Source organism: Streptococcus porcorum, assembly GCF_053203725.1.
The window spans coordinates 1-20,286 of record NZ_JBRUDG010000009.1; the positions used below are offsets into that span (position 1 = coordinate 1).

The window sequence follows — 20,286 nt, forward strand, 5'->3', positions numbered from 1 at the left end:
CCATATGAACCCTTTCTAATGTGAGTTTCGTCGCTTTTCATTATAGGTCATATGGGACCTTTTTCTATATTCAAAAAGGCTCCATAATTTCCACGGTGTTCTTACCCACTACAGAAATTATAGAGCCGATTTTTGAAGTTTATCCTTTGGGATAAGCTTTTTTAGTTGGAGTGGAAACGGTTATTTTCTTGACTAAAATTCAATATTATAATATACTATATGTGGTTATAACCAGTTGAAAGAAGTGATAGGATGGAAAAAGTAAAAAAAATACCGCTTTATCTCCAATTGGTCAAAGCGTTAGAGACAAAAATTAGAGAGACCATGTCCCCTAATCAGAAATTGCAAAGTGAACGGGAATTGATCCAAGCATATGATGTGAGTCGAATGACAGTTCGCTTAGCTTTGCAAGACTTAGAGAAGCGAGGTGTGATTTATAAAAAACAAGGAAAGGGAACATTTGTATCAGAGATTGTAGAACCTGCATGTGATTTATCCACAGCCTATAGTTTTACGGAGCAAATGAAACGAATCGGTAAAGACCCTCAAACGAAGATTTTATCTTTTCGAAAAATACCGCTAGATACGTATTTAGCTAAGGATATGGGCATGGAAGTTGGAGAAGAAGCTTGGGAGTTGGAAAGACTACGCTTGGCAGATGGTCTTGAGATGATGCTAGAGCGCTCTTACCTTCCTTACAAGGAATTTTCAACTTTAACGAAAAGCATGTTGGAGAAAAAGCCCTTATATGATATTTTTGCAGAAGATTTTAAGCAAACGATTAGAGTGGCTGAGGAGGAGTTTTATGCCAGTGTAGCGATGGAGATGGAATCTGATTTGCTTAAGATTTCGTTAGGATCAGCTGTTCTTCATCTTCAACGAAAGACCTATACGGATAAAAATCAACTAATAGAATACACTTTTAGTATTGCGCGTGCAGATCAGTTTCGTTATCGTATTAGTCATTTAAGGCAAGGGGATAAGACTTAGCTTTTTATCCTATTAGGAGGTAGCTTATGTTACAGATGTCAAAAGAAGAGCTAGTTAGCTTAGGAGCTGAGGTGACCACCCGTGAAATTAGTCAGCAGCCAGAATTGTGGTTGGAGACTTTAACTATTTTTCAACAGAAAAAACAAATGATTGAGCAGTTTTTAGAAAAAGTTATCTGTCAATCAGATGGTAAGAAAGTTCGTGTACTGTTTACAGGAGCGGGAACATCTCAGTATGTTGGAGATAGTATTTTTGCTTATCTTAGAAAATTTGGAGACCGAAAACATTTTGACTTTGAGAGTATTGGAACAACGGAGCTTGTTTCTGCGCCAGATTATCATTTATTTTCGGATGAAGTTTTGCTCCTGGTTTCTTTTGCTCGAAGTGGAAATAGCCCAGAAAGCTTAGCAGCAGTGGACTTAGCTCGAACAATTGTTCCTAATTTGTATCAGCTAACGATTACTTGTGCTCAAGATGGAGAGTTGGCTAAGCAATCGGTGGATGATGAAAAAAATCTGTTACTTTTAATGCCAGAAAAATCAAATGATGCTGGCTTTGCAATGACAGGGTCGTTTACCTGTATGATGTTAATGGCTTTGTTGATTTTTGATCAAAGTTATCATTTATCTGAAAAAGAATCTCTCGTGTCGGTTTTGTCTGCTATGGGACGAGGTGTTTTGGATAAGGTTAGACAGATAAATGATTTATTAGATGGAACATTTGACCGACTGGTTTATCTTGGATCAGGAAGTTTTTCTCTTTTAACCAGAGAAGCACAATTAAAAATTTTAGAGTTGACAGCTGGTCAGGTCGCAACTATTTTTGACTCTTCAATGGGCTTTCGTCATGGTCCCAAGTCCTTTATTACGGATAAAACCTTGGTGTTTGGTTTTTTAAATAATAACACTTATACTAGAGATTATGATTTAGATATTTTAGAAGAAATTGCTGCAGATCATATCGCGAAATCGGTGATAGCGATTGGTCAACAAGGGAGGGAAAATTTTTCTGGGCAAATGATTAACTTAGGAAGTGAGCCTCTATTAAGAGATGCCTATCTAGCCTTTCCTAGTATTATGGTTGCACAGATTATTGCTCTGTTAAGTGCTATTAAGGTAAAAAATAAACCAGATACGCCGTCTGTAAGCGGTACGGTTAATCGTGTGGTTAAAGGTGTTCGAATTCATCCCTATGGAAGATAAGGAGTAGCTTATGTGGACATTAAGTGAAGAAAAACGTCAACGTTTAGAGGCAGTATCACGACAAGATGGTATTATTTCAGCCCTGGCTATTGATCAAAGAGGCGCTTTGAAAAAAATGTTTGAACAATTTGGGTATCAACCGAGTAAGGAAGTCATATCAGAGTTTAAAGGATTGGTGTCAGAAGAATTAACACCGTATGCGTCCTCTATTTTGTTAGATCCTGAGTATGGGTTAGAGGCAGCAAACATCAGAGATAAAGAAGCTGGGCTTTTGCTAGCTTATGAAAAAACAGGGTATGATACTAGCCGCCCAGGCCGTTTACCAGATTTGTTACCAGAGTGGTCCGTTCTTCATCTGAAGGAACAAGGTGCAGATGCTATCAAATTTTTGCTCTACTATGATATTGATGATGATCCTTATGTGAATAATGTGAAACATATCTTTGTTGAGCGATTAGGGAGCGAATGTGCGGCAGAAAATATGCCATTTTTCTTGGAATTATTATCTTACGATGCAAAGGGATCAGATAAGCAATCTAAGGAATTTGCAGCTGATAAGCCAAGAAAAGTCATTCAAATGATGAAAGAATTTTCAAAAGCTGATTACAAAGTGGATGTGTTAAAAGTGGAAGTTCCTGTTGATATGCGCTATGTGGAAGGTTTCGGAGAAGAAGTGGTCTATACAAAATCAGAAGCTATGGCTTATTTTAAAGAACAGTCAGATGCGACCCATTTGCCATTTATCTTTTTAAGTGCAGGAGTGTCAGCTCAACTTTTCCAAGACACTCTAAGGCTTGCTCACGCATCAAGTTCTCAGTTTAATGGTGTCTTGTGTGGTCGGGCTACTTGGAAGGATGCTGTGGAACCATTTGTTCAAAATGGTGTGCTTGCGACAAGAGAGTGGTTAAGACAACAAGGAAAATCTAACATAAATGCTCTTAATGAGGTGCTAGTCGAAACCGCACATCCTTGGTGGAATAAGTTAAGTTGATAGTGAGATAGCTAAGGGAGTGGGAAGAACTCGATTGGTTAATCCCCTTATTTCCAAACGTAAGTTCGTGCTAAAATCCTCTACTAGACTACTTTGACTTATTTTATTTCCTGGCTCAAACAGTCCTTACTCTGACGGTTTGACCTCTCTGTTCGCAACAGTAGTTAGGGTAGATTGGAAGTGTAAAACATGAACTGAGGAGATTGGCTTTACAAATCCTATCTAACAGTCCACTAGGTTAACTACTGTGTCAAGATGTTATTAGGAATTCTAAATAAAGAGGTTGGACTGATGGTCCAACCTCTTTTAGCTGTTTGCTTTAATTTCAAATTTATAATATTTCCAGTGTTTGTAGGTTTCTGTGTATTCAAGGATGCTTTGAGTAACAGATGATTGTGTTTTTTTGATTTGAAGGATACTCGCTTCTGTTGGGGATAAATTGAGTGCTTCTTGAACAGGTTTTGGGCTAGGTATGACAACTTGGTTAGTTTCAATAAAGGGCTCTTCGGACATATGGATATTAAAATCTAGTTTGAAGCGTTGATAAATGGACTTGAAATGTTGAAGATCAGCCTCTGGGTTTAGAATATAATATCTTGGAATATAGGATTGGTGGTAAAGGTAAGGGGAGCCATCTGCATAGCGTAGGCGGATAATTTTATAATAATACTCTGTTTTTGGTAGCCCAAGCTTTTCTAAGTATTCAGCGTCATTTCCTTTTTGAATGGATAAGACAGTGACTGTATCGGTTTCAATAGGAAAGAGCTCCATGTCTGAAAACTCTACTAACTTTCCTTTTCTAGCACGAGAGATGAAGGTTCCTTTACCTTGTTTTCTTACAAGGTAACCATCTGAGACCAGTTCTTTGATGGCACGGATAACAGTGATTGAGCTGACGCCATAGATGTCAACTAGCTCTGCTTCAGTATAAAACTTATCTCCGTTTTCAAATTTTTCAGAAATAATCTGTTGGCGAAGATCATTTTTGATTTTTTGATATTTGGGTTCTGCCATAATGACCTCCTTTCAATTAAACAGGCTGCTTATTTCACCATTTATTATACTAAATTTTTTGAGAAACTGCACCTAAAAACTTGATATAACCATTAAAATATGTTAATATATCAACATAAAAAGAAAACGTTTTCAGAGTAACTTTATTTAAGGAGGTCACTATGCCTCGATTTGAAGTTAGAGATCAATTTTTATTAGATGGGAAGGCCTTTAAAATATTATCAGGTAGTATTCATTATTTTAGGATACCCCCTGCTGATTGGTATGCTTCCTTATATAATCTAAAAGCTTTAGGCTTTAATACTGTTGAAACTTATATCCCTTGGAATTTTCATGAAGAGAGAGAAGGGGTATTTGATGCCAGTGGTGAAAAAGATTTTGAGGCTTTCTTGGATTTAGCTCAAGAGTTAGGTTTATATGCGATTATACGCCCTTCGCCTTATATTTGTGCAGAATGGGAGTTTGGCGGTTTACCAGCTTGGCTTTTGACTAAAAGCATACGGATTCGTTCGTCAGATGAAAAATTTTTAACCTATCTAGCAAGGTATTATGATTTTTTACTGCCAAAGCTCGTGAAACACCAGTTAGATAATGGTGGTAATATTTTGATGTTTCAAATAGAAAATGAGTATGGCTCCTATGGGGAAGATAAAGCTTATCTAAAAAAGGTTAGGGATTTGCTGCTTGAAGGTGGGATAAGTCAGCCGCTGTTTACATCAGATGGTCCTTGGCGAGCTACCTTAAGGGCAGGAAGTTTAATTGAAGATGATATTTTGGTGACTGGGAATTTTGGCTCCAGTGCCCAAAAAAATTTTGCCCAAATGCAAGCATTTTTCGATGAAAATGGGAAAACATGGCCTCTGATGTGTATGGAGTTTTGGGATGGCTGGTTTAATCGCTGGGGGCAAGAAATTGTTAGACGAAATCCTAAAGAGCTGGTTGAAGCTGTCATGGAAGCGATAGAACTTGGATCGATTAACCTCTATATGTTTCATGGTGGTACTAATTTTGGTTTTAAAAATGGTTGTTCTGCTCGAGGACAGACGGATTTACCGCAAATTACTTCTTATGATTATGATGCGCTATTGGATGAATCAGGCAATCCTACGGCCAAATATTTTGCCTTACAGGAGGCCTTGAAAGCACGTTATCCAAATTTATGGTTTGATAAACCACTTACAAAATCTTTTATGGAGAAAAAAGGGATTGCCTTAGAGGACAAGATGTCCTTGTTGGACAATTTAGATCAGTTGGCAAGCTATCAGATCAATTGTCTTTACCCTCAAAACATGGAAGATTTAGGTCAAAATGAAGGGTATATCCTTTATGAGACAACTATCAAAAAAGATAAGGAGGAGGAGCGACTAAGAATTATTGATGCGAGAGACCGAATTCACCTCTACTTAGATGGTCAACTAATGGCAACACAGTACCAAGAAGAAATTGGTAGAGATATAGAGGTTCCTCTTTTGTCGGATACCCTAAGCATCCAAATTTTAGTTGAAAATATGGGGCGAGTGAATTATGGTCATAAGTTGCTGGCACCTAGTCAAAGAAAAGGACTAGGACGGGGAATGATGGCGGACTTGCATTTTGTGACCAATTGGACACACTATGGTTTAGATTTTTCAAAATGGAAAGATTTAGATTTTTCAAAAGAGTGGAAAAAAGGTGTAGCAGGACTCTATCGCTATCAGGTTAATCTAGATGAGCCTTCAGCCACTTATCTAGATGTATCACAATTTGGAAAAGGCTGCGTGATGGTAAATCATCATCTGATTGGTCGTTTTTGGGATATTGGTCCTACCTTATCCTTGTATATTCCAAAAGAATTCTTTAGGAAAGGGGCTAATACAGTTCTGATTTTTGAGACAGAAGGGCGATATGCAGAGGCGATTGATTTTGTAAAAACTCCAATTTATAAAGAGATGTGAGGGGATCATTATGACAATCATTGGTGCACGTATTGATGGGCGTCTGATTCATGGTCAGGTGGCAAATTTGTGGACAACCAAACTCCAAATTAGTCGAATCATGGTGATTGATGATGAGGTCGCTCAAAATGACATTGAAAAAAGCGGGTTGAAATTAGCGACGCCAGCGGGTGTGAAATTGAGTGTGCTTCCTGTGGAAAAAGCAGCGCAAAATATTTTAGCAGGAAAATATGATTCACAGCGTTTGTTAATTGTGGCTAGAAAACCAGATCGTTTCCTTCGCTTGATTGAGTATGGTGTGCCATTAAGTGAAATCAATGTAGGAAATATGTCACAGACAGAAGAAACTAGATCAATCACACGTTCAATTAATGTTGTTGATCGTGATATAGAAGTTTTTGAAGCTCTTAACAAACAAGGAATTCATTTAATTGCTCAAATGGTACCAAGTGATGCCGTTGAGGAATTTATGCCTTTACTTAGAAAATAATCCAAAATCTTATAGTGTGAGGAGGAGAAAATCATGATTCAATGGTGGCAAATTTTATTGCTGACGCTCTACTCTGCTTATCAAATCTTGGATGAGTTGACTATTGTATCGTCAGCGGGTTCTCCAGTATTTGCAGGTTTTATTACCGGCTTAATCATGGGAGATTAAAAAACAGGTCTTTATATCGGTGGTGCTTTGCAACTGGTTGTTCTTGGTGTAGGGACCTTTGGTGGTCCATCACGTATTGATGCGACATCAGGTGCTCTTCTTGCGACTGCCTTCTCTGTTGCAACTGGAATGGATAGAGAATTGGCTATTTCTGCCATTGCGGTCCCTGTTGCAGCTTTGATGGTTTATACAGATGTTCTAGGTCGCTTCTCAACAACTTATTTTGCACACCGTATTGATAAACATGTTGAAAACTTTAACTATAAAGGTATTGAACGTGACTATCTTTTGGGAGCTATTCCTTGGGCTTTATCTCGTGCCTTTCCTGTATTTTTGGCCCTTACTTTAGGTGGGGATGCTGTTAAAACCTTATCCGATTGGATTGCTAATAATGCACAATGGTTAGCAGATGGATTGATTTTAGCTGGTAAGATGCTTCCAGGTGTTGGTTTTGCTATTTTACTACGTTATCTTCCAGTTAAGAAAAACTTGGCTTACTTGGCGCTTGGATTTACCATCACAGCTATGTTGACAACCTTATTTGGTTATGTAACCACCTTAGCAGGTGGTGTTGGTGTGGTAGCAGACATCGCAAAAGCTTTGGATGGTGCTCAATTTAATGGTCTTCTAATGATTGGAATTGCTGTTATCGGTTTTGCTCTAGCAGCTATTAGTTATAAAAATGCAATCAATGTACCAACTGTGGCAACTGTAACAAATCAGTCAGAAAGTGGGGAAATTGAAGATGACGAACTATAAATTAACAAAAGCAGATTTTAATCAAATCAATCGCCGTAGTCTCTTCACCTTCCAGTGGGGCTGGAACTACGAACGGATGCAAGCTTCAGGATATCTGTATATGATTTTGCCACAGTTAAGAAAAATGTACGGAGATGGCACTCCTGAGCTGCAAGAAATGATGCGCCTACATACTCAGTTCTTTAATACTTCGCCATTTTTCCATACTATTGTGACAGGGATTGACTTGGCTCTTGAAGAAAGTGAAGGCACAAAATCAAAAGAGGCTGTCACAGGTATTAAGACTGGTTTGATGGGACCATTTGCTGCGATTGGGGATTCTATTTTTGGATCAACTATTCCTGCCATCATGGGTGGTTTGGCTGCTGGTCTTGCAACAACAGACGGTAATCCGATTGGGATATTCCTTTGGATTTTAGTGGCTGTAGCTTATGATATTTTCCGTTGGAAACAATTAGAGTTTGCCTATAAAGAAGGAGTGAGCTTGGTGACAACCATGCAACACCGTTTGACAGCTTTAACAGATGCGGCATCTGTTCTTGGGGTCTTTATGGTCGGCGCTTTGATTGCTACCATGATTAACTTTAAATTTACTTATGCACAAGATTTTGGTGGTGTTGTGTTTAATCTTCAAGAAACACTGGATAAAATCTTCCCACGTCTGGTACCAGCTCTTTTTGCAGGCTTTATTTACTGGTTACTTGGTAAAAAAGGAATGACTTCTACTAAAGCGATCTTTATTGTGATTGCAATAGCCGTAGGAGTATCCTTCCTATCTTGGTGGCTAAAAGTTCCTATTTTAGGAGTATAGGAGAGTGACATATGACAAAGCAATTGGTTTTGATCAGTCATGGTCGGTTTTGTGAAGCCTTAAAAGAGAGTACGGAAATGATTATGGGACCACAAAATCAAGTTCACACACTAGCTCTTTTGCCAGAAGAAGGTCCTGATGATTTTAGAAAAAAATTTGAAATATTGACAAAAGATTTTGATCAATTTATCGTCATGGCAGATTTGCTAGGTGGAACTCCAGCAAATGTTGTCTCAAAACTCTTACTTGAAGGGGGCAATTTTGATTTCTATGTCGGGATGAATATGCCGATGGTTATTGGTTTTTTAAACGGAATACTACTAGATCAAGAGGTCGATCTTATTCAATATGGAACCAGCAACATCAAACGTGTCAACGATTTATTATTAGTCGCTGATGAGGATGATGAGTGAGAAGTAGCTGGAGCAATCTAGCTACTTCCATTTAAGTGGTAAAGTAGGGAGTGATGAGGTCTAAAGAGTATTATTTAGTGGATGTTAAGATAGTTACTTTTTTTGAAAAATCAGGTTGCTTATAGTGATAAAGGGGTGAGATAAAGTGATTTTCAACATTTTTCCACTCCTTTTATTGAGGTGAGGAGCGATGGATAAGATAATTAAAGTAAAACCATTTGGTTCACAAAGAGCCAAGTTATTGATCTTAAAAAATAGTAGAGGGATGACGGTCAGTCTTAGTAATTTTGGTGCTCGTTTGGTTGGAATAACCCTTCCTTTAGAAGATGGGGAGCGACAAGTTATTAAAAGTTATTCTTCTGATGAAGCTTATAAGGAACATGATAGTTATGTTGGGGCTAGTATTGGTCCTGTTGCAGGGCGTATTAGAGATGGTTTTGTTGAGTTGTCGGGAAAAAACTATTATTTAGACCAAAATGATGGACAAAACACGCTTCATGGGGGAAGAAATAGTTATGAGGTAATTTATTGGGATTATTTTATTAATACTGTGGATAATAGTGTAAGTTTTAGTCACAATTTCGAGGAAAACTATAAGGGATTTCCAGGAAAGCTTTGGGTGATGATTACTTATCATTTGGATGAGGACGATACTTTAAGGATTACCTACGAAGCAAAATCCACAGAGGATACTTATTTTAATCCGACCAATCACGTTTATTTTAATCTAACAGGCCATTTTAATCATTCTGTCGAACATCATCTGGTTAAAATTGCTTCTGATTATGTAGCCGAATTAGGAGAGGATCATTTGCCAACAGGAGAATTGTTACCAGTTCTCTATAGTCCATTTGATTTTAGAGATTATCAGGAATTTGCTTCTGGTTTTCATTCACGTCATCCACAAGTTAAAATGGTAGGGGGGTATGATCATGCTTGGTTATTGGCAGATTATGATGTGCCAGTCCAGGTTAAGAGTCCTGATGAGAAAATTTGCTTAACCATGACAACAGATCAACCTGCAGTGGTGATTTATACCTATAACCATGGCAAAAACAAGGAGAAGCATTCTGCTTTTAGTTTAGAGGCTCAAGCTGTCCCTAACACAGTAAAAGAAAAACAGTTTGGTCATATTTTACTTGAAGCTAACAGGCTTTATTCTAGTCAGACCACTTATCATTTTGACTTTTAAGGATTATAAAAGACTGTGACCGAAATCTTGATCATGTGACTGACAGGAAAAGATCAGGATGGGGCACAGTCTATTGTTTTGAAGTGAGAGTAAAAATGTTCTTGCATTTTATAAAAAACTATAGTAATATAAAAAGGTAGCCGCTATAGTTAAATGGTATAATAGAGCAATGGTAATGCTCAGTTCCGAGTTCAATTCTCGGTGGTGGCATCAAGAAACAGAGAGAAACCTATCGTTTAGGTTTTTTTATTTTAAATAGATTAGCTTTGAAGAAATACTGGCAATATCCTTGAAGTCTAGGCTTTTTTGAGCTATAATAAGTAAGATTGTAACTTGTGAGAAGAGGAGAAAAGTGTGTCTTACGAACAAGAGTTTTTAAAAGAGTTTGAAGAATGGGTAAGCCAACAGGTCATGATCAATAAAATGGCCATGGAACAAAGTCAGGCTGTGTGGGAAGAAAGTCAAGATGAGCGTGCCAAAGAGGCTGTTATTCGTTATGAAAGTCGTCTGGATGCTTATCAGTTTCTAACCACTAAGTTTGCCAATTATCATGATGGCAAAAGTTTTCATGATTTACCAGATGATTTATTTGGAACCCGTCCCTATTAAAAACCAGAAAGAGAGAATTTAGGATTATAATGGCTAAGAAAACAGTAAACCGTAAAAAAGCATTACGAAAAGAAGCAGCAGATCTTAGAAGAAAAGCAGGTCAGAAGATTGAGCGCGTGGTGAAGGCAGTTGAAGAAGCACCTCAAAAAGTAGCTTCTACGATTACTACAAGTTTTGAAGCTTTCTCTAACATCAAAGAACTAGCAGGTCTGCCAGAAGCACGTTTGAAAACGTTTTATGAAGAAGGAATTACTTCTTTAGAAGCATTTGCAACTTGGACTGAAAAAGAGTTGCTAGCTTTAAAAGGGATTGGTCCAGCAACTATTAAACAGTTAAAAGAAAAAGGGATTGACTTTAAAGCCTAAGAAACACCGTCCCTAAAATCACTTAACAATAATACTGGATAATTAATGGACAAGACATGAATCAACAAGACTTTATCAAACAATTTAAAAAAGTTCATGGGCGCAAACCCTCTCCAGCTGAATTGCATCAAGCTATTCAAGAGGGACGTGTGGAAGTAACCTCTCGTAACCTATTGTCTAAACGCCTTTTTTTAGGACTTGGGATAGCTGTTTTGGGAGTAGGTGGCTTTTGTTTGAAGCAGGCTTTGCAAGATGCTGAGCAAGTAAAGGTTGTCAAGGTAACCCCTTCAAAACAGAAAGAAGCAACAAGTACCTCAAAAACTACCTCCACAAGCTCCACTTCACGTTCAAGCTCTGCTTCAACAACCGCTAAAGCCACGTCCACAAGTTCCACTTCAAGTTCAAGCTCTACTTCAACAACTGCTAAAACCACAGAAACGACATCCAATAAAATGGATATAGAAGCGCTTTATAAGAGAGATTTAAGGAGTGTTCAGGGGGAGTGGACTAATGGTCAAGATACTCTGAAGTTGACGGATAAGCTGGTGGGTGATGTGGAGGTTATGCAACATGAAGATGGTTATGTTGAATACATCGTAACAGAAACTGGTGTGAGAACCAGTCGCATGGCTTACTTCTTTTTTCCTGCTGGCACTCCAACCATTGATTTAGCTGGTGCACAGATTTCAAATCAGGATGATACAACTAAGGATCGTGTTCTTGTGATGTCTGAAATGTATGGTTCATTTTATTACAGGGCTGATGAAAAAAGTGACAAGCAAGATGCATCAGTAGAAGGCGTAGAGGCTCAGATTAAAGAGCGGGTAAATCAGTACCGTAAGGATATCAATCGCTCATTGGCAACGCGTACAGATGCGATTGCTGATAATTTTGTAAAGGGATCTGAAAGTCATCGTATTACAGTTGATTGGGTGGTCAATGATTCAGCAAATGAGGGGATTGCGCGTTATGACTCCACAACCGATAGTATCTCCAATATTCAAGTATCAGGAAATACAGTCACTTGCGATATTTCCTATACCACTATCACTTCTTATACTGATGGTCGTTCACCAGCAACAGGTCACTCCAATCGACATTACGTTTTTGAAAAAACAGCAACAGGTTTGCTGATAAAGGACTTTGGTGGTCTGATAGAGTAAGGGCCAACAGATTGGTTTAAAGCAGGTGAGAGAGTTTGAGAAATCCAGTAAATTTCTTGCACTTGCCTGTCTTATTTGCTACAATAATAGCATTCAGAGGTGTTTTGGACTCCATTTGTCACAGGAAGCGGTGGTACTGAGAAATCCGCACAAATGTCAAAACTGGTTGCTGATGTTTTGAATCGAATAGATAAAGTGCAGATAATCTATCTGAACAAGGGTGGTACCGCGGAAATCAACTTCGTCCCTGTCTAGCAAGTCTAGACGGGGATTTTTGATGCTTTATGAGTATTATAGTAAGGAGATAAGGATGAAAGTCATTGGAGAACTAAAAGATAATATGTTACCAGCTGTGGAGACGGAACGTCTCATCTTGCGTCAGCGGACGATAGATGATGTGCCAGATATGTTTGCTTACGTTAGCTTAGAAAATGTGGCTTATCCAGCTGGTCTGCCACTCATTGCAACCTTGGAAGACGAGTATGATTATTTTGAAAATCACTACTACCAAAATCTTGAGAAAGAAAATCTGCCATCAGGCTATGGTATAACAGTCAAGGGGAACGACCGCATTATTGGCTCTTGCGATTTCAATCACCGTCATGAAGATGATGTCTTTGAAATTGGCTACATGCTCCATCCAGATTATTGGGGGAAAGGCATCATGGCAGAAGCTGTAGAGGCATTAATTGAGGTTGGATTTACACTTCTTAACCTTCATAAAGTCGAAATTGTTTGCTATGACTACAATAGACAAAGCAGACGTATCGCTGAAAAACTCGGTTTTACTCTGGAAGCTAGCATTCGTGATCGAAGAGATATTCAAGGCAATCGCTGTCATGATTTACGATACGGTCTGCTAAAAAGTGAGTGGGAGAAGATGAAAGAGTCAAGATAAAACTAGAAAAATGAGAACTTTTATCCAGAAGAACCAGGTCGGATTAAGGTTGAGTTGGTGGGGTGAATTTAAAATAGAGAGGACTCAAAATGGAAGTACAACAACCAATTAGAGATACAAAAGAGTTAGAGGCAATTGATACCTTATCTAATCGTTATAAGAAGTTAGTTGAGCCTAATCATTTGATGAAGTTTGGAAATGAATTAGGTAAATTAGTTCCTCAGGAAATAAAAAACTTTGTAGGTGGAATTGGACAAAATATTTCAGAACAAGAATTATATATCAAGGTTTTGGAACTGTTAGGTCAAGGTTTCCATGAAATTGAAAAACAAGCTGCAAAGTATTCCATTAGCAAAAAGGAAGTTGTTAAAAAATACAAGGGTGTCGAGTCTTTTGAAGAAATCGTCCTATTAAGAAGCTACCAGATTGCTAAAGTTGTTAGTGATTATAAAGTTCAAGATTTATTAGCTGCAGGGGTACAAGGAGCTGCTACAGGAGCACTTGGTTTTGCGGGTATTCCATTTAATCTAGCTTTAAGTACGTTTTTATACTTCCGTGCTGTACAGTCTATAGCACTACATTACGGATATGATGTTATCAATGATCCTGATGAGTTGGTAATTGCAAGTAAGGTTTATACTGATGCGATGAGTCCCTCAGTTAAAGGTGGGACTGACGAGCTTTCAACTGCTATTGCTAAAATTATGATAATGAGTAAGGCTACTATCATTCAACAGACTACTAGAAAAACTTGGTCTGATATGGCTGCTCGTGGTGGAATACCATTATTTTTGACTCAACTGAGAGCATTGGCTCACAAATCAGCACAGAAAGCAGTAGAAAAAGCAGGTCAAAAAGGACTAGAAAATACTTTGTTTAGAGAATCATTTGAGCTGATTGGAAAAAAACTGACTCAAAAAACTATAGAACGCAGTATTCCTGTTATTTCAGCAGGGATAGGGGCATTGATTGATACTGCTCAAATGCGTTCTGTTCTAGAGTTTGCAGATGTTTTTTATCAAAAACGCTTCCTAGCTGAAAAAGAGTACCGTATAGAATTACTAAAAAATAAAGATACCACAATAATTATCGATGCAGAATTCACAGAAAGTGAATCTAAAGGAGAAAAATAAATGTCAAAAGAATTATCACCAAAATACAATCCAGCCTCTGTTGAGGCTGGTCGTTATCAAACTTGGTTGGACCAAGATGTTTTTAAGCCGTCAGGCGATGCGGAGGCGAAGCCCTATTCTATCGTCATTCCACCGCCAAATGTCACAGGTAAGTTGCACTTGGGACACGCTTGGGATACAACTTTGCAAGATATTATCATCCGTCAAAAACGTATGCAGGGCTTTGATACCCTCTGGCTTCCAGGTATGGACCACGCAGGGATTGCCACTCAGGCTAAGGTGGAGGAGCGCTTGCGTGAGCAAGGCGTGACCCGTTATGATCTTGGTCGTGAAAAATTCCTCGATAAAGTCTGGGAATGGAAAGATGAGTATGCTGCGACCATTAAGGAACAATGGGGCAAGATGGGGCTATCTGTGGATTATTCACGTGAGCGTTTCACACTTGATGAAGGACTATCAAAAGCCGTTCGCAAGGTCTTTGTAGAACTCTACAAAAAAGGCTGGATCTACCGTGGCGAGTTTATCATCAACTGGGACCCAGCGGCCAGAACTGCCCTTTCTGATATCGAGGTTATCCACAAGGACGTAGAAGGAGCTTTCTACCACATGAATTACATGTTGGAAGATGGTTCTCGTGCCCTTCAAGTTGCGACAACTCGTCCTGAAACTATGTTCGGTGACGTTGCGGTGGCGGTTAACCCAGAAGACCCACGTTACAAGGACTTGATTGGCAAAAACGTTATCCTACCAATCGTTAACAAGCCAATCCCAATCGTTGCGGATGAGCACGCAGATCCTGAATTTGGTACAGGGGTTGTGAAAATCACACCTGCCCATGATCCAAATGACTTCCTTGTCGGTCAACGCCACAGTCTGCCACAAGTCAACGTTATGAACGACGACGGTACTATGAACGAGTTGGCAGGTGAATTTGAAGGCATGGACCGCTTTGAAGCCCGTAAAGCAACCGTTGCGAAGTTGCAAGAACTGGGTGCCCTTGTGGAAATCGAAAACCGTGTGCATTCAGTCGGTCACTCTGAGCGTACAGGTGTGGTAGTCGAGCCACGTTTGTCAACCCAATGGTTTGTTAAAATGGACCAACTGGCTAAGAATGCTATTGCCAATCAAGACACCGCTGACAAGGTAGAATTTTACCCACCACGTTTCAACGATACCTTCCTCCAATGGATGGAAAATGTACACGACTGGGTTATCTCGCGTCAGCTTTGGTGGGGTCATCAGATTCCAGCATGGTATAACGAATCTGGCGAAATGTACGTTGGAGAAGAGGCTCCAGCAGGTGACGGTTGGGTACAGGATGAGGATGTCCTAGATACTTGGTTCAGCTCTGCCCTTTGGCCATTCTCAACCATGGGCTGGCCTGACGAAAATGCGGCGGACTTTAAGCGTTACTTCCCAACCTCAACCTTGGTAACGGGCTATGACATCATCTTCTTCTGGGTGTCTCGTATGATTTTCCAATCGCTTGAGTTCACAGGCCGTCAGCCATTCAAGAATGTGCTGATCCACGGTTTGATCCGTGACGAAGAAGGTCGCAAGATGTCTAAGTCACTCGGAAACGGGATCGACCCAATGGATGTCATCGAGAAATACGGTGCGGACGCTTTGCGTTGGTTCCTGTCAAACGGCTCTGCTCCTGGTCAAGATGTTCGCTTCTCTTATGAGAAGATGGACGCGTCTTGGAACTTCATCAACAAGATTTGGAACATTTCCCGCTATATCCTCATGAACAATGAAGGGTTGACCTTGGATGCAGCGCGTGAGAATGTCGCTAAAGTCGCAGCAGGTGAGGCTGGTAATGTGACGGATCGCTGGATTCTCCACAACCTAAACGAAACCATTGCCAAGGTCACTGAAAACTTTGACAAGTTCGAGTTTGGTGTGGCTGGTCACATTCTCTACAACTTCATCTGGGAAGAGTTCGCCAACTGGTATGTCGAGCTGACCAAGGAGGTGCTTTACAGCGATAACGAGGCTGAGAAAGTCATGACCCGCTCTGTCCTTCTCTACACGCTGGACCAAATCCTTCGCCTTCTCCACCCAATCATGCCGTTTGTGACGGAAGAAATCTTCGCTCAGTATGCTGAAGGATCAATCGTAACAGCTGACTACCCTGTGGTCAATGAAGCGTTTGAGAATGCTGGCGCTCATAAGGGTGTAGAGAGCTTGAAAGACTTGATTCGTGCCGTTCGTAATGCGCGTGCAGAGGTCAACGTAGCACCATCAAAACCAATCACTATCTTGGTGAAAACAAGTGACGCTGAATTGGAAAACTTCTTCACGTCAAATGTCAACTACATCAAACGCTTCACCAATCCAGAAACCTTGGAAATCTCAGCTGATTTGACAGCACCAGAATTGGCTATGTCAGCCGTGATTACAGGAGCTGAAATCTTCTTGCCACTAGCAGACCTCCTCAACGTCGAAGAAGAGTTGGCTCGTCTAGACAAAGAACTGGCCAAATGGCAAAAAGAATTGGACATGGTTGGCAAAAAACTCGGCAACGAACGCTTCGTCGCCAACGCCAAACCAGAAGTCGTTGAAAAAGAAAAAGAAAAACAAGCCGACTACCAAGCTAAGTATGATGCGACAGTAGGACGGATTGAAGAGATGAAGAAATTGGTTAAGTAGGTAGAATAGGATAAAATACCCAGCCCAAAAAGGCTGGGTTTTTGTTTAAGTGTTAGCTGAGATAATGTTAGGAAGAATAGAAAATAATGAAACTTTGTTTCTAGTGAAGTATTTTTCTATCTTTACATATTTTTGAATTTTTATAATAATAGTATTATCTAACAACAAAGGAAATAGTCATGGCTAATAACCAATTATTTAAAGATAACCTTCTTCATTCTTTGCAATATGGTTTTATTGATAGAGAGGTTTTTCAAGAAGGAGTCTATTCGCCTAAAATTTTAATTAATGATACAGAAACTCATCGTTATGTTTTAAATGATATTCAAGAAGAATTAAGCAAGGCTAAATCCTTTGCTTTCAGTGTGGCTTTTATTACTCAGTCTGGACTAGCCCTGATTAAAAGTCAATTATCAGATTTGGCGGATGAGGGAATACAAGGGAGAATTTTAATTTCTCCGTATCTGGATTTCAACGACCCCATAGCGATGAAGGAATTGCTTAAACTGAAAAATGTCCAAATACGGATAACACCAGTCAATTTGCAAATGCATGCTAAGTTTTATCTGTTTGAGCAAAAAGATAAGCAAGTTATCATTTCTGGTAGTTCCAATTTAACGCATACGGCTTTAAAAGTGAACTATGAGTGGAATGTGAAGTTGACATCTACACATAATGGTGATTTTATTCAGAATGCAAAAGAAGAGTTTGAGCGTATTTGGGAAAAATCAATCGTTTTAGATATAGAAGCAATCAATGCTTATTCGGCTCGTAGAAAGACGGTGATACAACCAGCAACGATCCAGGATGAGTCAATAGCCCCTTACCAAGAATCTATACGCCCCAACAAGATGCAAGAGCAAGCTCTAGAAGGTCTCGCAACCGTTAGGAAAAATGGTGCACAAAAAGCTCTGGTCATTAGTGCAACTGGAACAGGAAAAACCTATCTTTCTGCTTTTGATGTTAAACAATATAATCCAGAGAAAATGTTGTTTATTGTCCACCGAGAACAAATTCTTCAGAAATCATTAAAAGATTTTCAAAAAGTGTTAGGTTTTGAGGATGATGAGGGTTGCATTTATAAAAGTGGGATGGATATTTCACAAAAGAGGTATATTTTTGCGACCATTCAAACCATTTCGAGAGAAGACAATCTCCAATCACTTGCTCCAACTTTCTTTAACTATATTTTGATTGATGAGGTTCATAAAGCGGGTGCAGATACCTATAAAAAAGTGATGAATTATTTTCAGCCAGATTTTTATTTAGGGATGACAGCGACACCTGAGCGAACAGACGGACAAAATATTTATGAGCTTTTTGACTATAATATTGCCTATGAGATTCGCTTACAAGAGGCACTTGATAATGATATGCTCTGTCCATTTATATACTACGGCGTTTCAGACATTAAGATTGATGGCCGATTGATTGGTGAGAAAGCCACTTTTTCGAATTTAGTATCAGACCAGCGTGTTAATCATATCTTAGAAAAAGTCGCTTACTACGGAGTTAGCGGAGAAGTGGTTAAGGGGTTGATTTTCTGTTCTTCTGTTAAAGAGGCAAATGAATTAGAAAGTCAATTTAATAATAGGGGACTTCGCACACGTGCGCTATCAGGAGAACATAGTCAAGAAGAGCGACAGCGAGTTGTTCAAGAATTAGAAAATGGGAACTTAGACTATATTTTAACGGTTGATATTTTTAATGAGGGAATTGATATTCCAAGTGTCAACCAGGTTGTTATGCTTCGTAACACCCAATCAAGTATCATTTTTATTCAACAATTAGGACGAGGCTTAAGGAAGCACGATTCAAAAGAGTTTGTTACGATTATTGATTTTATTGGAAACTATCAAAACAACTATCTAATTCCAGTTGCACTTTTTGGTGACCAATCAATGAACAAGGACAATTATCGTCGCGACGTTAGAGAGCCAAATATATTAAAAGGATTGACGACAATCAACTTTGAGAAGGTTGCCAAAGAACAAATTTTTTCATCTATCACAAATACGACACTTTCATCAATTAAAATTTTACGAGATGCTTTTAAAGACTTAGAGAACAAGTTGGGTAGAATTCCATATCTATCAGATTTTGTGAAATTGAATAGCATTGATCCGCTTGTCTTTTTTGAAAATTCCAATTTTCAAAATTATGGAGATGTCATCAATAAATTTTCAGAAGAAACAATCCTTCTATCAGAAGTTGAAAAGCGATTTTTGAATTTTATTACGTTTGAAATCTTAAATGGAAAACGAAAACATGAACTATATTTGCTGAAGTTACTTGTCGAAAATGATGGCATAGTTTCATCAGATAAATGGTTTGAAACAATTATTGAGCACGATTTGGATTTCAGAACAGAAGCTCTGGAATCTGTAACAAGGGTGTTGAATTTATCGTTTTTAAAAGCACAAGAGCAGAAGAAATATGGTAGTGATCCATTAGTTAATTTTGATGGAAATATGTATAGATTGAATAAAGAAATCCATCAATCGCTGTTGAATAACAAAAAATTTGCTCAATTATTTATGGATGTTATTAAAACTGGAATTTTAAAATCGAAAGATTACCCTGAAATTTTCACACTGGGTCAAAAGTATACTCGACGTGATGTGCTTAAATTAATGAATGTCTTAAAAGACGAGCCGCCATTAAATATTGGTGGATATAAAATCGACAAGGAAACCAATTCTTGTCCGATCTTCATCACTTATCATAAAAGTGAAGACATTAGTGATACCATAAAATACGAGGATGAGCTGCTGAATGAGTCAACTTTGAAGTGGTTTTCAAAGAATAGACGCACTTTGGAATCCAAAGATGTATCAACAATCATCAATTCTAATGAAAATGGATTAAGGCTAGAACTTTTTGTCATAAAAGATGATTCAGAAGGTGGAGAATTTTATTATCTTGGTCCACTAAGATACGTTGAAAATAGTGCAAGTGAAATGATAAAATCTGGGGACTCAGTCGTTCAAATGTTATTTAAGTTGGATTCACCAGTAGAGACAAACTTGTATAAATACTTGACAGACAAATAAAAAATAGAGATTCGTTAGAATCTCTATTTTTTTTGCAAACAGTTAACAGCTGGAATATCTACTGGTGCCCATTCTAAGTCATCTAATTGTTCAATTGGAAGCCATTTAGAATCTTGGTGTTCTAATAAGGTTAAATTTCCAGCGACTAATTGTGAAAGGTAGGTTTTCATTGTCACAATACCAAAGTCATATTCGTAAGATGCTTCATTTAGGAAAGAAATGATTTCGATTTCAGAATCAAATTCTTCTTTGATTTCGCGAACTAGGGCTTCTTCGGGTGTTTCATCAGCTTCGAGTTTTCCTCCTGGAAATTCCCAGTATCCTTCTAAACTCTTTCCTTCAGGACGTTTAGCACAAAAGATTTTTCCATCTTTTACGATTGCTGCAGCCACCACGTTAATAATTTTTTTTGACAAGATTGGACCTCCACAATAAATTTTTAAATAGAT

At 38.6% G+C, this 20,286-nt stretch carries 17 protein-coding genes, 1 tRNA gene and 1 pseudogene; 17 read left to right on the forward strand and 2 right to left on the reverse strand.

The window, feature by feature from the left end; genetic code table 11:
• Nucleotides 1-252 precede the first annotated feature (252 nt).
• The 3 genes from ACVRWY_RS03610 to lacD are packed head-to-tail and all read left to right on the forward strand — an operon-like array spanning nt 253 to nt 3,183.
• Nucleotides 253-990: a GntR family transcriptional regulator gene (locus ACVRWY_RS03610; protein WP_354368195.1), complete on the forward strand. Its 738-nt coding sequence runs from the start codon at nt 253-255 to the stop codon at nt 988-990.
• Nucleotides 991-1,016: 26 nt separating this feature from the next.
• On the forward strand, nt 1,017-2,192 hold the full coding sequence (locus ACVRWY_RS03615) for an SIS domain-containing protein (protein WP_354368194.1): 1,176 nt from the start codon (nt 1,017-1,019) through the stop codon (nt 2,190-2,192).
• 10 nt (nt 2,193-2,202) lie between these two features.
• Nucleotides 2,203-3,183, forward strand: coding sequence for a tagatose-bisphosphate aldolase (lacD, locus tag ACVRWY_RS03620; protein ID WP_354368193.1), 981 nt, complete (start codon nt 2,203-2,205; stop codon nt 3,181-3,183).
• 306 nt (nt 3,184-3,489) lie between these two features.
• On the opposite strand, the gene agaR is transcribed toward lacD, so the two are convergent.
• The gene (agaR, locus tag ACVRWY_RS03625; protein ID WP_354368191.1) at nt 3,490-4,197 is read right to left on the reverse strand and encodes a transcriptional regulator AgaR; all 708 of its coding nucleotides are present in this window, start codon (nt 4,195-4,197) and stop codon (nt 3,490-3,492) included.
• A 161-nt stretch (nt 4,198-4,358) separates the two neighbouring features.
• Here agaR and ACVRWY_RS03630 point away from each other — a divergent pair, with 161 nt between their 5' ends.
• The 14 genes and pseudogenes from ACVRWY_RS03630 (at nt 4,359) to ACVRWY_RS03695 (ending at nt 19,837) form a co-directional block, all read left to right on the forward strand.
• Complete coding sequence (locus ACVRWY_RS03630; protein WP_354368189.1) at nt 4,359-6,131, forward strand: glycoside hydrolase family 35 protein; 1,773 nt, start codon at nt 4,359-4,361, stop codon at nt 6,129-6,131.
• 10 nt (nt 6,132-6,141) lie between these two features.
• Nucleotides 6,142-6,621 (forward strand): PTS sugar transporter subunit IIB, encoded by a 480-nt coding sequence (locus ACVRWY_RS03635; protein WP_354368187.1) that lies wholly within the window; start codon nt 6,142-6,144, stop codon nt 6,619-6,621.
• 33 nt (nt 6,622-6,654) lie between these two features.
• Nucleotides 6,655-7,548 (forward strand): annotated as a pseudogene (locus ACVRWY_RS03640) (PTS mannose/fructose/sorbose/N-acetylgalactosamine transporter subunit IIC).
• On the forward strand, nt 7,529-8,359 hold the full coding sequence (locus ACVRWY_RS03645; RefSeq protein WP_354368185.1) for a PTS system mannose/fructose/sorbose family transporter subunit IID: 831 nt from the start codon (nt 7,529-7,531) through the stop codon (nt 8,357-8,359). The pseudogene ACVRWY_RS03640 and the gene ACVRWY_RS03645 overlap by 20 nt, the downstream one beginning before the upstream one ends.
• Before the next feature lie 11 nt (nt 8,360-8,370).
• On the forward strand, nt 8,371-8,772 hold the full coding sequence (locus tag ACVRWY_RS03650) for a PTS sugar transporter subunit IIA (RefSeq protein WP_354368183.1): 402 nt from the start codon (nt 8,371-8,373) through the stop codon (nt 8,770-8,772).
• A 190-nt stretch (nt 8,773-8,962) separates the two neighbouring features.
• Nucleotides 8,963-9,964, forward strand: a complete 1,002-nt coding sequence (locus tag ACVRWY_RS03655) for an aldose epimerase family protein (RefSeq protein WP_354368181.1) — start codon at nt 8,963-8,965, stop codon at nt 9,962-9,964.
• Nucleotides 9,965-10,103: 139 nt separating this feature from the next.
• A tRNA-Thr gene (locus ACVRWY_RS03660) sits at nt 10,104-10,174 on the forward strand.
• A 144-nt stretch (nt 10,175-10,318) separates the two neighbouring features.
• Complete coding sequence (locus ACVRWY_RS03665; protein WP_354368179.1) at nt 10,319-10,573, forward strand: DUF1912 family protein; 255 nt, start codon at nt 10,319-10,321, stop codon at nt 10,571-10,573.
• A gap of 29 nt (nt 10,574-10,602) precedes the next feature.
• On the forward strand, nt 10,603-10,938 hold the full coding sequence (locus ACVRWY_RS03670; protein ID WP_354368177.1) for a helix-hairpin-helix domain-containing protein: 336 nt from the start codon (nt 10,603-10,605) through the stop codon (nt 10,936-10,938).
• 56 nt (nt 10,939-10,994) lie between these two features.
• Complete coding sequence (locus ACVRWY_RS03675) at nt 10,995-12,101, forward strand: DUF6287 domain-containing protein (protein ID WP_354368175.1); 1,107 nt, start codon at nt 10,995-10,997, stop codon at nt 12,099-12,101.
• A 310-nt stretch (nt 12,102-12,411) separates the two neighbouring features.
• Entirely contained in the window at nt 12,412-12,999 is a 588-nt protein-coding gene (locus ACVRWY_RS03680; RefSeq protein ID WP_354368173.1) for a GNAT family N-acetyltransferase, read from the forward strand.
• An 89-nt stretch (nt 13,000-13,088) separates the two neighbouring features.
• On the forward strand, nt 13,089-14,132 hold the full coding sequence (locus ACVRWY_RS03685) for an EcsC family protein (RefSeq protein ID WP_354368171.1): 1,044 nt from the start codon (nt 13,089-13,091) through the stop codon (nt 14,130-14,132).
• Nucleotides 14,133-16,784 carry a valine--tRNA ligase gene (locus ACVRWY_RS03690; protein WP_354368169.1) on the forward strand — a complete coding sequence of 884 codons (2,652 nt, stop codon included), beginning with the start codon at nt 14,133-14,135 and terminating at the stop codon, nt 16,782-16,784.
• Between the two features lie 179 nt (nt 16,785-16,963).
• Nucleotides 16,964-19,837: a DEAD/DEAH box helicase gene (locus tag ACVRWY_RS03695; protein ID WP_354368167.1), complete on the forward strand. Its 2,874-nt coding sequence runs from the start codon at nt 16,964-16,966 to the stop codon at nt 19,835-19,837.
• Nucleotides 19,838-19,860: 23 nt separating this feature from the next.
• On the opposite strand, the gene ACVRWY_RS03700 is transcribed toward ACVRWY_RS03695, so the two are convergent.
• A complete protein-coding gene (locus ACVRWY_RS03700) occupies nt 19,861-20,253 on the reverse strand; it encodes a (deoxy)nucleoside triphosphate pyrophosphohydrolase (RefSeq protein WP_354368165.1) in 393 nt (130 codons plus the stop codon).
• Nucleotides 20,254-20,286 lie beyond the last annotated feature (33 nt).